Raw genomic sequence first — 15,123 nt, forward strand, 5'->3', positions numbered from 1 at the left:
GCTTTTCAAAAGGGGATGGAAATTTGAAACTTAGGAACTTATTAACAGGGGGATTGCTCTTTGGTACGTTATTATTCTCTTTAGGAAGCACTGGAGAGTTTAATAGGGTAGAGGCAACATCACCTATTACGATTGACACTCCAAAATCAGAGGGAAAGAAACTATCGCTTTGGTACAATGAGCCAGCAAAAGATTGGGAAAAACAAGCATTGCCAATCGGTAATGGTTATATGGGCGGCATGGTATTTGGCGGAGTCCAGCAAGAACGTATTCAGTTTAATGAAAAAACGCTTTGGACTGGCGGACCAAGCAGTACGAGTGAGTATACGTACGGGAATCGTGATGGAGCAGCGAGTCACTTAGGTAGCATTAGGGAAAAGTTAGCAAAAGGTGATAAATCAGGCGCGGAAAGGGAATCTTCGCAATTTCTTACAGGTCTTCAAAAAGGGTTTGGGTCCTATCAAAATTTTGGGGACATTTACTTAGATTTTAATATGCCAGATCCATCTGCATTTTCAAATTATCGCAGGGAATTAAATATAAATGAAGGTATTGCTACTGTTTCCTATAACTATAAAGGTGTTCAATATAATAGGGAATATTTCACAAGTTATCCTGATCGCGTTATGGTTATGCGTTTAACAGCTAGTGAATCTAAACAGCTTTCATTAGATGTTAGACCAACGAGCGCGCAGGGAGGGCAAGTAACGTCCAAAGATAATAAAATCACTATTAAAGGACAAATAGCGAATAACGGAATGAAATATGAATCAGAATTTAAAGTATTGAATGAGGGAGGTACTTTAACAGCGGAGAATGGGAAAATTAAAGTAGCGAATGCAGATAGTTTAACAATTATTATGACTGCGGCTACTGATTATGAAAATAAATACCCTACTTATAAAGGAGAAGATCCACATCAAAAGGTTGAAAAAATCATGGCCTCTATTTCTAAGAAGAGTTATGAGATTTTAAAATATACGCATATTAAAGACTATCACTCTTTATTTAATCGTGTTTCTTTAAATTTAGGAGGGGAAAACCCATCTGTTCCAACAAATGAACTACTAGCATCTTATAGTAAACAAAACAGTAAGTATTTAGAAGAACTATTCTTCCAATATGGAAGATACTTGCTCATTTCTTCTTCAAGACCAGGAACGCTTCCTGCAAATCTACAAGGTGTATGGAATAATTCGAACACACCACCGTGGGAAAGTGACTATCATTTCAATATTAACCTGCAAATGAATTATTGGCCTGCAGAGGTGGCGAATCTGTCCGAAACAGCTGAGCCATTAATGGACTATGTTGATTCATTAAGAGCACCAGGAAGGGTTTCGGCGGAAAAACATTTCGGTGTTACAGGTGGCGGGTGGACCGTTAATACGATGAATAATCCATTTGGATTTACAGCGCCTGGCTGGGGATTAGGCTGGGGTTGGGCACCTAGTGCGAATGCTTTTATCGGTCAAAACCTATGGGAACATTATAAATTTACGGATGATAAACAATATTTACAAGAAAAGATTTATCCGATACTGAAAGAAGCGGCGGAGTTTCATAGTAAGTTTTTAGTAGAAGATCAAAATAAGAAGTTAGTTGTTTCTCCGTGCTGGTCTCCAGAGCTTGGTGGTATCTCGAATGGATGCGCTTTTGATCAACAGTTAGTGTATGAGTTGTTCTCAAATGTAATTGAAGCTAGTGAAATCTTGCAGATTGATACGGCGTTTCGAGATGAGTTAAAGACTAAAAGGGATCGATTATTCCCACCAATTCAAATTGGTAGATATGGTCAAGTGCAAGAGTGGAAGGATGATATAGATGACCCTGGCGAAACGCATAGGCATATATCTCAGCTAGTTGCACTATATCCAGGAAGTATGATTAATCACAATACACCGGAATGGCTTGAGGCTGCTAAAGTTACTTTAAACCATCGTGGTGATGAGGGAACGGGCTGGAGTAAAGCGAACAAAATTAATTTATGGGCACGTTTATTAGATGGTGACCATGCTTATAAAATTTTGCAAGGGCAACTTACAGGAAGTACGCTTAGTAACCTGTTTGATACGCATCCACCGTTTCAAATTGATGGAAACTTTGGCGCAACATCGGGAATTGCTGAAATGTTAATTCAAAGCCATACCGACTCCATTCAATTATTGCCTGCACTTCCGAAAGCTTGGAAGGACGGTTCTTATAAAGGACTAAGAGCACGCGGTGCATTTACGATTGATGCGAACTGGAAAAATGGTATGCCTACAGTCATTCAGGTGAATTCTGATCACGGAAACGATGTAAAGTTAAAAAGTCCAATGTTCAATACACCAGTTACTGTGACAAGAGTCGGAACGAATACACCGGTGCCATTTACGAAAGATGGAGATACGATTTCATTTAAAACGGAACAAGGTAAAACTTATAAAATTGAGTCTATGCTTAGTTTCGATCTAGAGTCTCCGAGTAGTATAACGGCAGGAAGTACAGTTAAAGTAAAGGCAAATTTATCAAACTTCGGTTCATTGAAATCTTCTTCCGGAGAAGTGGTTGTAAAGGCTCCAGAGAGCTGGAATGTTAAACCGATTACAGTAGCTTTTGAAGGCGTTGAACCAGGGCAATCGAAAACAATTGAGGCAGATTTACCGGTCCCGATTGATGTGGCTTCTAATAATTATTCCATTGAAGCTGAAGTAAATACAGATAGCGGGACTGTTCGTAAAACGAATCAAATAGAAGTAACGCCAGCAGTAAAGCTAATTTCAGCAAATGTTGAACCAAATCCAATTATTGTTGAAGGGGGTTCGACTACATTAAAGGTAAAGGTTCAAAATGAAATAAGGGAAAAAGTGACACCTGGAAAGATTGAACTGCAATTACCAGATGGCTGGAATGCGCAGCCATTAACAACAGACTTTCAATTAACTGCAGGAGGAGAGGACACATATTCGTTTGTTATAACTCCGCCATCCGAGTTTAAAGGAGTGAAAGAAGTTGGGGTCTCTGTAAAATTAGGGAATGCGGTGGTAACATCAACGAAAGTTCAAGTGGCTTCCGGCGGCATCTACCTGAGTGATATTTCATGGATAAAAGCAACCGCTGGATGGGCAACGGTTCAAAAAGATAAAAGCACTGACAAAAACCCGCTTTCATTACTCGGAACGACAGGACCGATTACGTATAAAAAAGGAATCGGAACGCATTCGAAGTCAGAAATCACCTATGATATATCAAATGCAACTTACAAACGATTTAATTCATATGTAGGAATCGACCAGGAACCTGGCGGTAAAGGTGGTTCAGTCGTGTTCAAAGTACTACTTGATGGGGCTGAAGTATTTAATAGCGGTACAATGTACTATAATACGCCAGCAAAATTTGTTGATGTTGACCTTACAGGTAAAAAAGAATTAAAACTAGTCGTTGATGATGCAGGTAACGGTAACGGAAATGATCATGCGGACTGGGCGGATGCTTGGTTGAGTTTTAAATAGCGTTGATTTAGTCGTTACTCTTTGTAGTCATACGGATTATATGTCTCCAATTATACCCTCACATGTTCAGTGGGGATTTGATGATCAGATAGGAAAAAGAGTGGTCTGAGTTTCAATGTATGAAACAATTTTTATAAATAAAGGAAAGAGTCAATCTTCTATTGCATAGAGGATTGACTCTTTTTTACTATACATAAGCAAGGCTGCATTGATTTACAAAAATCACTTAAGTGAATAGAGAATATTCCGATAAAATGATAAAGTTAGAATAGAGTGGTTTCAGGAAGGTGGTTTAACTTATGATTTCTGAATTAAGCAAGAATGATTTTTATAAATGTAGTGGTTTAATAAATGAACACGGTCAATTAGAAGTCAAAGCTGTAATTGCAGGAGTGAATCCTGGTCGTATATTTGTAGATAACGTGTCTTCTCCTAATTCGGGACTCATTTGGTTAGGTAATAATGATGGCTTCTTCTTTATTGGAGATGCTGAAAATGAAGAGTTTAATAAAGAAATGAATCGTTTTATTAATAATGTAATAGTACCTAGGGCGAGGAAAGCAGGATTAGATTGCTTTGAAGGAATCGGAAATAATTCAAAGTGGAACAAAACAATTGAAAGAATATTTCAGCACCGTAACTTAAAGAGTTGGAATCAAAGAGTGTATACGCTAAGAAAAAAGGATTATGAAAATCATCATGAACCTGAAATTGAACAGGAATATACTGTGCTGAAAATGAGTAAAGCTCTCTATGAAAATAGTAATAATACATTTAAGAATATTGATTTTTTACAATCAAAAATTTTAGAGTTTTGGTCTTCATCGGATCGTTTTTTCAATGAGGGAATCGGTTATTGCATTGTTTATGATGATGTAATTGTGAGTGTTTGTTTTTCAGGGTTTGTATTTGAAAATATACACTGCATAGATATTGAAACAATAGAGGGTTACCAGGGGAGGAAATTAGCTCAAAAGATAGCGCATAGTTTTGTAAAAGATTGTTTGGAGAATGATATTATTCCATATTGGGACTGTATGGAATTGAACAAGCCTTCTGTTGCAGTTGTGGAAAATGTAGGGTTTACAAATGTTTTTAATTATGTAGGATATTATTTTCTATTTGAATAATCTGTTGAATATAGAAGTAGTTTTTTTAATTCATACATGTAAGAAAAGGACATGCAAATCCGATTTTACGAAAAATCTAATGACTTAAAATTCATACGAGGTGAAAATAATGGTAATAAAACAAGACGAAATGAAAGTAGTAGTGGCAGCTGGGGCATTTAATAACAATCCGGGCTGGATTCAAACGCAAGAAGATGATCTTAACTTATTAGTTGAAACAATGTGGGAAGCAAGATTTGAATATAACTCCATTTCAGCTATTTTAGCAGAGCATGTATGGGAGCACCTTACTTTTGAAGAAGGGGTAAAAGCAGCTAGCATTTGTTATAAATTTTTAAAACCGTCAGGCCATATTCGGTGCGGTGTCCCTGATGCATTTTTCCAAGATGAAACATATCAAAATATAGTGCAAGTAGGCGGACCTGGCCCGAAAGACCATCCAGCTGCAAGCCATAAAACCGTTTATAATTATAAAACATTAACGAAAATGTTTGAAACAGCTGGATTTGAAATAGTTTTACTGGAATATTGCGATGAAAATGGGCAATTTTATTACAAAGAATGGGATGCAAATGATGGCGTTATTTTCCGATCAAAAAGATATGATCCTAGAAATCAAGGAGATAAACTTGGTTGCCCATCGTTAATTGTGGATGCGATTAAACGGTAAGGTATTCGTTAGTTCAATAAGTTTATGAGCCGCAAATGCGGCTTTTTATCTATTGTATAATTATTACTGGGATGCCTTTTCGAAAAACTGAATGATTTTTTTAGAATTATCTTCACTTAAATCATAACCTTCACCGTGTGTTTCATCGCTCGCTTTTGCCATTACGATGTCACCATCCGATTCTATCCAAACAAAAAATTCCTGCATAGATTTATCTTGATAAGTAACCTTCATTTTTGAATGCATATGTTTTTTTGCATCTTGATCTAGAAGGAGTGTTTTTTTCTCAGCGCTTTCCATACTTGTAAAAATTGTTTTCATATTTTCTTTATTTACTACTTGATTACTACTTTTTGAATTCACAGGACTAATCTCAAGTTTTTTCACTTCTTTTTGTTCAAACATAACGTTTTCATATACAATTTCTTTTTCTTTCACTGTTGTGGATGCTTCTTTATTGGAAGCTTTCGTTTCATTTGAATTACTTGTACATCCAATTAATAAGGTGATACTTAATGCTCCAATCATACCGAATGTTAATCTCTTCAATAATATGCCCCATCTACTATTTTCTATAATTCTATTTCCTATTTGAAATATCCTAGCTATGCTTAATGAAGTGAAATACATTTTGTTATGGGGAATAGAATGGATTGCATGTACGTTAATTTTTATATGAAAGGAGAGAAGGAAGTGAAGCACATAATAAAAGATGTATTAATGAATTATTTTACAGAAATCCGTTCATTAGTAATAGAAGAAGAATTACATATAAATAGCTGGCATACAGATTTACACTATAAAATCATGGTAAATGGAAAGCGATATTCCGCACGGTTTATGAATAGCAATCGAATAATCAATCCAGCTTTTGGAGCGTTATCAAATGAACAATTGAAAGAGCAAGTACGCTTTACCTATTATTTACGAGGGCATGGAATTCCTTTTATGCAAATTAACAAGAATACGTCAGGGGAGTCATTTACATTAGTCACTTGGAATGATGAACAGTACCGATTTGTATTGTCTAATTGGATTGAAGGAGAGCATCTTACACACTGCACAGAATCTATTGCAGAATCGTTTGGAAAGAAGGCAAGAAAGATTCATGATATTTCTAGTACATTTCAAAGCTCGATTTTTCAAAAGAAATCCCATTTAGATGGGTATGCCCAGTTTATTGATATGTTAGAAAGTAAGGTAAGCGCATGTAAGGAATTACGGGAGTACATAAATCTTGCTACATATCATATAGAGTGCGCATATACGAGTAATTTACAGTTTATTGTACAAACAGATTTAAATCCTTTGAATGTTTTATGGGACTCAAGTCAATGTGTAAAAGGAATTGTAGATTTTGAATCAATTGGATATGTTGATCGTATTGAAGGACTAGCCTTTTTAATAAAATGGTACTCGCGAACAGAAGGAATACAGTCTCATGAAGTATGCTCAAGTGTTGCTAGTTCATTTTTAGAAGGGTATACGGTACATAATATTGTAACACCAAATGATTATAAGAGACTTTCTTCATTGTTATGGTTATCCGGTAGTTTGAATTGGAATTTTGTGAAGAAAACGCTAAGTGTATTAGAAGATGCGAGGCAGTTAGAGGAACATTTGAAGGTTTATAGAGTAAGGGGAGAGAGGTTGTCTTCATTATTAATTTGTAGATAACCTTTCTTCTCCTTTGGGATTTATAAAAAAAAACATATGAGGTGTTCTAAAAATGAAAATACAAACTGTATTGTTTGATGGTTTTGGAGAACTTGTCTCATTCGCACCGTTTGAGGTACTGAAAAGAGCGATAGAAGAAGGGGCTCCATTTACAATTGAATTCGTTTCGAGTGAACAAAAACAAGAAGTTACTACTGATTAAAGTTTCATTTTATAAATTTTACTTTATTAAAAGTTGATTTGTTAGAAAGGATAATCATTTATTGCTATAATGAATGGATGCGTGGCAGGAAATAGATAGAAAGATACTGCTAGTAATTTATACTTCAAATGTAGGGAGATTGAACAGAGTTATGGGGAATGAAAAGGAAATTAGTTCCGCTAAATTAATATGGAAGATGACGCGCCCGCATACATTAACGGCGACGTTTTCTCCTGTAATTTTAGGGACAGTGGCATCACTTTATGTTGCCAAAATTGATTGGCTTTTATTTATTGCGATGATGCTTGCATGTTTAGCGCTGCAAATAGCAACGAACTTATTTAATGAGTACTATGATTTCAAACGCGGATTAGATACCGCTGAATCCGTTGGCATCGGTGGCGGAATTGTCCGTCATGGATTGAAGCCAAAAAATGTGTTAACAGTTGCGCTTTTATTATATGTCGTAGCAGCTTTTATTGGCATTTATATTTGTATGAATAGTAGTTGGTGGTTAGTGGTTATTGGTTTAATTGGGATGGCAGTTGGCTATTTATATACAGGCGGTCCATTACCAATTGCGTACACCCCGTTTGGAGAATTAGTTTCTGGGTTGTTAATGGGGACATGTTTTGTGCTCATTGCTTTCTTTATTCAAACGAATACTGTAACGATTGAAAGTGTATTGATTTCCATTCCAATTGGAATTTTAGTAGGTGCAATCAATATGTCAAATAACATCCGAGATATCGAAGAAGATATTAAAGGTGGAAGAAAGACATTAGTAATCCTCCTTGGGAGAGAAAAAGCTGTGGTAACACTAGCGGTAGCTTTTTTCATTGCGTATTTATGGATTGCCGTAATTGTATTAATGGGTTATATAAGCCCTTGGGCATTAGTTATGTTCTTAGGTTTGAGAAAGCCAATTTCTGCGATTCAAAGTTTCCAAAAAGGGGCAAAGGATCCTGGATATATGCGCATCGCAATGAAATCAACAGCGATGACAAATACGATTTTCGGCTTCTTGTTGTCAGCAGGATTATTAATTAGTTATTTGTTTTAAATAACTTAACCCCAATTTCTCGATTTTAATATAGAGAAATTGGGGTTTTATTTTGAGTTTTTTACGTTATAAACTATTATCATTTGAAATGTATATACCAATAAATTGCAACTTCATCACTTGTCTTATCCAAACCTTTATAAACAAGAAAATCAAACCCACCAATTACAAATCCACATTTTTCATAAAATTTACATGCTGCGACATTATTATTTTGCGTTTCAAGCATGATACCTGGCATATTTCCTTTTTTTGCCCACTGCTTTGCTTGATCAACTAATTTTTTGCCAACTCCGATTGTACGATATTTTTTATCTACCGTTATATCCTCTATGTAAGCATAGTGGTTCCAATTCTTTTTTAATACCATTAATCCAATGATTTGGTTATGTAACAGAGCTATGTAAATGACTTGATTAGGTTTATTTATATATTCATTGTAAGCCAGTTCTTCATTATCATCTTGATTTTGTAAATAACTTTTTTCATAACTTGGAACGTCTTCTACTGTATATTCTATGCGTCTATTTCCTTTGGAAAGAGAAAGAATTAACCGAGCATTCACTATAAAACTGTCATCAATCTCCGGGAGATTATCTAAATCATTTGTTTCTAACTCTCTAATTACAAGGTTCATCGGAGTACCTCCACATAATAATATTTCTTCTAGTTCTTCATTTGGTTCAAATGAATTCCAAGTACAAAATTATAATAGAATTTCAATAGTACGGCCATCTCTGTATTTTATCTTTATACCGGTATGCTATTATCTTGAGGTGAAAATGTTATTTAGAAAGAGTAGTATTTTTATTTTGGATGTATATCCAGTTTTCAAATTTAACTGTAGTAAAGAAACAAATATTTTTTAAAGAGTGGATGTAATAGGCTATTCTTTAACTAATTTCGACATTATCTGCATTTTATCTTCACCTTCCTCTATTAATCTATTTATTGTAAATATCAGCTGAAGTTAATGTTTAGCTGCATAAATAATGAATATGAAAATGAGTAGGGAAAGGATCGAAACATAATGAAAGAATCACAAAATAAGAAAAAAACAAGTGTAGTAACTAAGGCAATACTATCTCTAGGAGTTGTTTTAGCAACGACCTTTTTCACGTTCTTTTTAATAGGGAAATGGAACTCTATCCCAGCGAAAGGGGTAGCTAATGAAAATATTAGGCTAGCTAATACGCAACAACAAAAAAAGAAAGAGGACACATCACTGGCAAAACAGAAAAGAGCTGATGGAAAACCAGTAGGACAGGTTGTTTATTTAACATTTGATGACGGTCCTAGCGAATTAACTGGGAAATTTTTAGATGTACTAAAAGAGCAACATGTTGCTTCGACATTTTTTATGCAAGGTAGCAATTTACAGAATACCGGTTTTCAGGAAAATGTAAAACGAGCAGTAAAAGAAGGACATTATATTGGTGCACATAGTATGACACATAATAGTGATAAGCTATACAAAAAAGGACAATTTGTAACGGAGATGAAAGAAACGTTAGCTCTTATTCATAATATTACAGGTACAACTCCTAAACTAGTCCGTCCCCCATACGGATCTGCACCAGGATTAAAGGGGCAGGACATTCGTAACAAAATTGTAGAAGCAGGAATAAAAGTTTGGGATTGGACGATAGATTCAAATGATTGGAAATTAAAAGGTAACCCACAGCAAATTATAGAAAATGTAAAGCGTACAACAACAGAAGATGTGGAAGTAGTTCTAATGCATGAAAAACTACAGACATTACAAGCGCTTCCGGAAATTATTAAATTTTATAAGGAAAAAGGATATGAATTCGGGGTATACAATGAAGCGGATCATTTTCAACTAAACTTCCAGAAAGATCAACGTCTATAGTATCAAATAAATAAATTAAGAGCATGTTCTGATTTATCTTTCTTCAGAACATGCTTTTTTTGCTCGCTTCTATAAGCTTATTACTACCAATTTAACAAAGCAGAATTTACAAGTTACTTTATGGATACCTCATTTTAGAATAACTAACTTATAGAAAAAATTGAATAATTTTCATGTGTAAGGAAATTTTAAGAAGGATATAGAGGGGATATTTTCCTTTTGTTTTCTAGATAAATGATTACTTACAAAAAAACATTTAGTGGAACGGTTTTTTAAAGCTATTCTGTCAAGAAATTACTAACAATTGGGTTCAAAACATAAACCACTCGATAAATGGGGTAGTATGATGAAAAAACTTAGTAGAAAGCGTTTGAGAAAAGATATTCAGGAACTTGAGAGTGCAAGTATGCTGCTCCAAAATGATCAAGAGTGCGAACTCAAGCAGAGTGTATCTGCGAATGAAGAAGTTTTGAGACAAGTTTTTGAAAATTGTTCCGATATTGTTTTTCGTCCAATAATCATAGATAGTCAAAATAAAATTCTTTTTATTTATATAGATGGATTAATTGACACTAAAGTTGTGGAACAAGTTGTTTTGAAACCAATGATGTTCGAAGGTCTGCCTAGTGGAGTAAAGAGTGTGGATTCGGTAGGAGAAATTATACAAAATCAGCTAATTGCGGTTTCTCAAGTAAAGACAATCTCTAAAGTTCGTGAGGTTATAGAAGCAGTATTGAAAGCGAATGTTGTCATTTTAACAGAAGGAGAAAGTCAAGCTCTAGTCGCTGATTTAAAAGGTTTTGAAAAACGAGGTATTGAAGAGCCGGCTGCCGAGATCTCTGTTCGTGGCCCTCGGGACGGGTTTACGGAAACGATAAGGGTCAATACGAGCCTGATTCGCCGAAGAATTCGAAGCCAAAAACTAAAAATGGAACCTTATTCGATTGGGGAATTGTCACAGACAGATGTGGTAATTGCCTATATTGAGGGAATTGCACCTGATTCGGTTTTGGATGAAGTTCGCCAAAGGGTAAAGCGAATTCAAATTGATGGAGTATTGGAGTCAGCTTTCATTGAAGAGTTTATTGAGGACCAACCCTTTTCACCCTTTCCACAAATTCAAAATACTGAGCGGCCAGATGCGGTTTGTGCAAGTTTATTAGAGGGAAAAGTCGCCATTTTAGTAGATAACACACCTTTCGTTTTGATTGTTCCTATGACATTTTGGACTGGTCTACAAGCAGCGGAGGATTATTATGAACGCTCCATCTACACAACTTTTGTTCGATGGATACGTTTAATATTAATTAATATTTCATTATTTCTTCCTTCTCTCTATGTTGCTATTACAACCTTTCATCCTAAATTAATTCCGACAAATTTGCTTATTAGTATTGCAGCTGCGCGAGAAGGCATTCCGTTCCCGGCTGTCATAGAAGCGCTAATGATGGAGTTTTTATTTGAAGGCTTGAGGGAAGCGGGGGTTCGGTTACCAAAACCTGTTGGATCAGCAGTTAGTATTGTCGGAGCACTTGTTATCGGGCAAGCTGCTGTGCAAGCAGGTATTATTTCCGCACCTTTGGTCATTGTTGTGGCGACGACCGGTATTGCGTCATTTGCGTTCCCGCGCTACAACTTAGGAACAGCTTACCGGATGTTACGCTTTCCGATGCTGTTATTGGCAGGGATGCTCGGGCTATACGGTGTTGCAATAAGTACCCTTGCGATTTTGATTCATTTAACTAACATTCGTTCTTTTGGCATTCCGTATTTAAGTCCAGTTGCACCACAAACTCCTCGTGATTTAAAGGATGTTTTTCTCCGAACACCTCGTTGGAATATGACCCACCGCCCAATAATGGTATCTGGTGAAGAGAAAGTCCGTTTTCCAGGTGGACAAAAGCCAGATGAGAAACGGGGAGGGGAAACAGAATGAGCCTGCACAAGGCACTCTGTATGATACTGGTCATTTCTTTATGCTTCTTGACGGGATGTTGGGATCGGACAGAATTAAATGATTTGGCAATAGAATTAGGATGGGGACTTGATCAAGCGAAGAATAATAAGATTGAAATTAGTGCTCAGTTTATTATTCCATCAAAAATGGGAATGGGACAGAGCGGAAGAAGTAATGCAGGAAAAGCGTTTTTTACAGAATCGGGAACGGGAAGGGATACACATGAAGCTATACAAATGATGCAAACAAAAATGTCGAGAGAAATTTTTCGAGGGCACCAGCGTGTAATATTGATTGGAGAAAAAATGGCTAAAAGTGGTCTTGCTCCAGTTTTAGATGCATATAGCCGCGATCCTGATATTCGATTACGAGCAGGTGTGTTTGTCATAAAAGGGAATACTGCAAAAGATTTTCTGAAAGCATCCATCCCTTTAGAGTCTATCCCGGCACTTGGGGCACTTAAAGAGCATATGCAAATAGAGGCAGCGGGAGATATGTCTTTATTAAATTTTCTTATTGCTGGTACGAGTGATGGAATCACCCCGATTTTGCCCGTTATTAAACTAAATGTGTCTCATAAAAAAGGAAAAACTGAGGTCAAAGGGTTTCAAATTGTAGGCGGTGCTATATTTAACAACGATTTCAAATTGGTAGGATACTTGAACATGCAGGAATGGTTAACTACTCTTTGGATAGTGAATCGTTTAAGTAAACAGACAGTTACAGCAACGGCCTCTAAAGGAAATGGTAGTGCAAGTTTATATATGACAAAGATCAATAGAAAAATCATACCTACTATACAAGGGGACACAATTAAGTGTGACATTGTTTTTTCTGGTGAAGGAACAATTCAGGAGAACAATACGAATTTAGATCTTTCGCAGCCAAAAAATCTTACTCTTTTAGAACATGTATTGGAAAAACAGTCCGAAAAGGAAGCTCTCCAAACTATTAAAAAGGTTCAAAAACAATACGGAACCGATATCTTTGGATTTGGAGAAGCCATTCATCAAAAATATCCATCTGAATGGAAAGAGTTAAAAAAGAATTGGAGTAAACAATTTCGAAAAGTGGAGGTTTCTCTTCATACAAAGCTTACTATTCGGCGAGTAGGACTGACTGGACCACCGTTGCAGTTGAAGAAAAATGAAATGAAAAAATAAGGAGGAATATAGAGTGTGAGAAATTCGATGAAAATCTCTGGCAGGCAAATCTTTTGGATGATGTTCACTTTTGAAGTGGGACAATCGCTCCTTCTAGTTATTCCAGCGACGATTCGTACTGTCAAACAAGATGCGTGGATCTCGATTTTGATTGCAGGAGTGATAGGGGTTGCTCTTACTTTTTTGGCAACTACACTTGGTTCGCTTTATCCGAAACAAACTCTCATTGAATTTAGTCAAACTATTCTTGGTAAATGGCTAGGAAAGCTACTGATGATTCCTTACTTCTTTGGGTGGTACATGATAATTTGGATAACCGTCCGTGAATTTGGTGAATTCATTATTATCGCTTTGTTTCATAATACACCTTTGTGGGTCATTGTCTTTACTGCGATGTTATTGCTCATTTTTATCATTTACCAAGGAGGGGTGGAAGGTATTGGACGTTTAAGTGAAATCATAGGGCCAATTGTACTTTTAATGATAACGTTTGTAATCATTTTGAATGTTGGCAATATGAATTGGGATTATATGCGGCCTATTTATCACGATTCTGGCTGGCTTCCCATCCTTAAAGGTTCCTATACTCCTGTAGCCGCATTTTTTGGAGAGGCTGTTATGATGATGATGTTCGTTTTCTTTATGGATAAACCAGAGCAAGCGTCATCAAGGGCGATGTTGGGGGTAGGATTAGCCGTTTTCATGGTAACGATTGGAACATTAGCGGTCATTTTAACATTCGGTCCGAATTTATCTTCAAGTTTTTTGTATCCGGTTTACGATTTGAGCCGATACATATCTGTCATGGAGTTCATTCAAAATGTGGATATTTTGATAGTTATTATTTGGTTTTTTAGTATTTTTGTGAAATTGGCGTTATACATGTTTATCGCTTGTTATGGAACAGCACAAATATTTCATTTGAAGGATTGGCGAAAAGTAGCGTTAGTTCTTGCTCCTATTTCGTTCATCATAGCTGTGTCAGTTAAAAATATCCAAACATTTACCCATTATTACTACATATTTTTCGTAATTCCAATTGCATTTCCCGTTTATGAGCTAGGGATTCCTTTACTGTTATTGGTGGTTGGCAAAATTCGAAGGAAATATGCATAAACTCAATCGGTAATATGTTTGGAGGGCAGGTATACTTTTAGTTTTTTGACTAATATAAAAAGAGAAAAATCCTATTCATAAGTGTAGGATTTTTTGTTTGTATATTACGTTACAAGAGTTTCTTTATTTTCTCCGGAATGTCCTTTTTAGAAATCTATGCAACAGAGTCTTTATAGTAAGAGTATTTTGTTTTGGATAATCAAAAAAACGTATATCGCAATATAAAAATTCACTTTAATACTAAAGGATACATGAGAACGATTCCTATAAATTCTTCTCAATAATTGAAAATAAAATCAATCCAGATTATTATATTGTTATTGTAATTATAAATGTAATTACATTTTATTGAAGGAGGATACAAAGATGAAAAACTCAAAAGGCTCTATTGAATCAGAGATAAGCAAAGCAATTACTCACTGGGAAAAAGACTACCTAGGACGCGGGTCTATATCCGTTAAGACAGATATATTAAGGGATATGATTATCGTAAATCTACAAGGTATTTTAACGCCGGCTGAATATACGGTTTGCGAAACAAAAGACGGTATGCTAACGATAAAGAAAAATCGTTCGGAGCTAGTTGAATCTGGAATTGAAGATTTGAAAGAGATTATACTAGAATTAACTGGAGAAAAAGTGAAAAGTTTTCATACGGATATAAGCTCCCGTACTGGTGAACGAGTAATGATTTTTAAATTGTTTCATAATCTTGAGGAAAAATTTTAAAAATTAAAACCACCGTAGGGTTAGTGGGAGATAATTAAGAAACCTAAAA

At 35.7% G+C, this 15,123-nt stretch carries 12 protein-coding genes and 1 pseudogene; 11 read left to right on the forward strand and 2 right to left on the reverse strand.

The annotated features are described in order from the left end of the window. The first annotated feature begins 23 nt into the window (after positions 1-23). From IQ781_RS00230 to IQ781_RS00240, 3 genes are all read left to right on the forward strand, one after another. Positions 24-3,494 (forward strand): glycosyl hydrolase family 95 catalytic domain-containing protein, encoded by a 3,471-nt coding sequence (locus tag IQ781_RS00230; protein WP_139847105.1) that lies wholly within the window; start codon positions 24-26, stop codon positions 3,492-3,494. 299 nt (positions 3,495-3,793) lie between these two features. After that, complete coding sequence (locus IQ781_RS00235) at positions 3,794-4,624, forward strand: GNAT family N-acetyltransferase (RefSeq protein ID WP_063220660.1); 831 nt, start codon at positions 3,794-3,796, stop codon at positions 4,622-4,624. A gap of 109 nt (positions 4,625-4,733) precedes the next feature. Then, complete coding sequence (locus IQ781_RS00240) at positions 4,734-5,294, forward strand: class I SAM-dependent methyltransferase (RefSeq protein WP_139847104.1); 561 nt, start codon at positions 4,734-4,736, stop codon at positions 5,292-5,294. A gap of 63 nt (positions 5,295-5,357) precedes the next feature. Here the strand turns inward: IQ781_RS00240 and IQ781_RS00245 are convergent, their stop codons facing one another. Continuing rightward, positions 5,358-5,843: a hypothetical protein gene (locus tag IQ781_RS00245; protein WP_063220662.1), complete on the reverse strand. Its 486-nt coding sequence runs from the start codon at positions 5,841-5,843 to the stop codon at positions 5,358-5,360. A 144-nt stretch (positions 5,844-5,987) separates the two neighbouring features. Between IQ781_RS00245 and IQ781_RS00250 the strand changes: the two genes are divergently transcribed. The 3 genes and pseudogenes from IQ781_RS00250 (at position 5,988) to menA (ending at position 8,236) form a co-directional block, all read left to right on the forward strand. Then, positions 5,988-6,971: a phosphotransferase gene (locus IQ781_RS00250; RefSeq protein WP_063220685.1), complete on the forward strand. Its 984-nt coding sequence runs from the start codon at positions 5,988-5,990 to the stop codon at positions 6,969-6,971. 52 nt (positions 6,972-7,023) lie between these two features. Then, a pseudogene (locus tag IQ781_RS00255) lies at positions 7,024-7,167 on the forward strand (DJ-1/PfpI family protein); the annotation flags it as partial. A 157-nt stretch (positions 7,168-7,324) separates the two neighbouring features. Continuing rightward, positions 7,325-8,236, forward strand: a complete 912-nt coding sequence (gene menA / locus IQ781_RS00260; RefSeq protein ID WP_000526090.1) for a 1,4-dihydroxy-2-naphthoate polyprenyltransferase — start codon at positions 7,325-7,327, stop codon at positions 8,234-8,236. Between the two features lie 79 nt (positions 8,237-8,315). On the opposite strand, the gene satA is transcribed toward menA, so the two are convergent. Beyond that, positions 8,316-8,873, reverse strand: coding sequence for a streptothricin N-acetyltransferase SatA (gene satA, locus IQ781_RS00265; RefSeq protein WP_001054996.1), 558 nt, complete (start codon positions 8,871-8,873; stop codon positions 8,316-8,318). Positions 8,874-9,266: 393 nt separating this feature from the next. On the opposite strand from satA, the gene IQ781_RS00270 reads away from it, so the two are divergent. The 5 genes from IQ781_RS00270 (at position 9,267) to IQ781_RS00290 (ending at position 15,074) form a co-directional block, all read left to right on the forward strand. Then, positions 9,267-10,109, forward strand: coding sequence for a polysaccharide deacetylase family protein (locus tag IQ781_RS00270; protein WP_063220663.1), 843 nt, complete (start codon positions 9,267-9,269; stop codon positions 10,107-10,109). Positions 10,110-10,452: 343 nt separating this feature from the next. Beyond that, complete coding sequence (locus tag IQ781_RS00275) at positions 10,453-12,045, forward strand: spore germination protein (protein WP_025688055.1); 1,593 nt, start codon at positions 10,453-10,455, stop codon at positions 12,043-12,045. Further along, the gene (locus tag IQ781_RS00280; RefSeq protein WP_000052112.1) at positions 12,042-13,229 is read left to right on the forward strand and encodes a Ger(x)C family spore germination protein; all 1,188 of its coding nucleotides are present in this window, start codon (positions 12,042-12,044) and stop codon (positions 13,227-13,229) included. Before IQ781_RS00275 ends, IQ781_RS00280 begins: the two co-directional genes overlap by 4 nt. 27 nt (positions 13,230-13,256) lie before the next feature. Next, on the forward strand, positions 13,257-14,345 hold the full coding sequence (locus tag IQ781_RS00285; RefSeq protein ID WP_000703146.1) for a GerAB/ArcD/ProY family transporter: 1,089 nt from the start codon (positions 13,257-13,259) through the stop codon (positions 14,343-14,345). A 366-nt stretch (positions 14,346-14,711) separates the two neighbouring features. Next, positions 14,712-15,074 carry a Na-translocating system protein MpsC family protein gene (locus IQ781_RS00290; protein WP_000798162.1) on the forward strand — a complete coding sequence of 121 codons (363 nt, stop codon included), beginning with the start codon at positions 14,712-14,714 and terminating at the stop codon, positions 15,072-15,074. The last annotated feature ends 49 nt before the right edge of the window (positions 15,075-15,123 follow it).

Origin of the sequence: Bacillus sp. N447-1, assembly GCF_022701035.1 — a bacterium.
Taxonomy (GTDB): Bacteria; Bacillota; Bacilli; order Bacillales; family Bacillaceae_G; genus Bacillus_A; species Bacillus_A cereus.

What these genes read in the sequence shown, in the direction of transcription:
- IQ781_RS00280 (WP_000052112.1), top strand. Translation starts at nt 12,042, where the DNA reads ATGAGCCTGCACAAGGCACTCTGTATGATACTGGTCATTTCTTTATGC.
- satA (WP_001054996.1), bottom strand. Translation starts at nt 8,873, where the DNA reads ATGAACCTTGTAATTAGAGAGTTAGAAACAAATGATTTAGATAATCTC.
- IQ781_RS00285 (WP_000703146.1), top strand. Translation starts at nt 13,257, where the DNA reads ATGAAAATCTCTGGCAGGCAAATCTTTTGGATGATGTTCACTTTTGAA.
- IQ781_RS00270 (WP_063220663.1), top strand. Translation starts at nt 9,267, where the DNA reads ATGAAAGAATCACAAAATAAGAAAAAAACAAGTGTAGTAACTAAGGCA.
- menA (WP_000526090.1), top strand. Translation starts at nt 7,325, where the DNA reads ATGGGGAATGAAAAGGAAATTAGTTCCGCTAAATTAATATGGAAGATG.
- IQ781_RS00290 (WP_000798162.1), top strand. Translation starts at nt 14,712, where the DNA reads ATGAAAAACTCAAAAGGCTCTATTGAATCAGAGATAAGCAAAGCAATT.
- IQ781_RS00235 (WP_063220660.1), top strand. Translation starts at nt 3,794, where the DNA reads ATGATTTCTGAATTAAGCAAGAATGATTTTTATAAATGTAGTGGTTTA.
- IQ781_RS00240 (WP_139847104.1), top strand. Translation starts at nt 4,734, where the DNA reads ATGGTAATAAAACAAGACGAAATGAAAGTAGTAGTGGCAGCTGGGGCA.
- IQ781_RS00275 (WP_025688055.1), top strand. Translation starts at nt 10,453, where the DNA reads ATGATGAAAAAACTTAGTAGAAAGCGTTTGAGAAAAGATATTCAGGAA.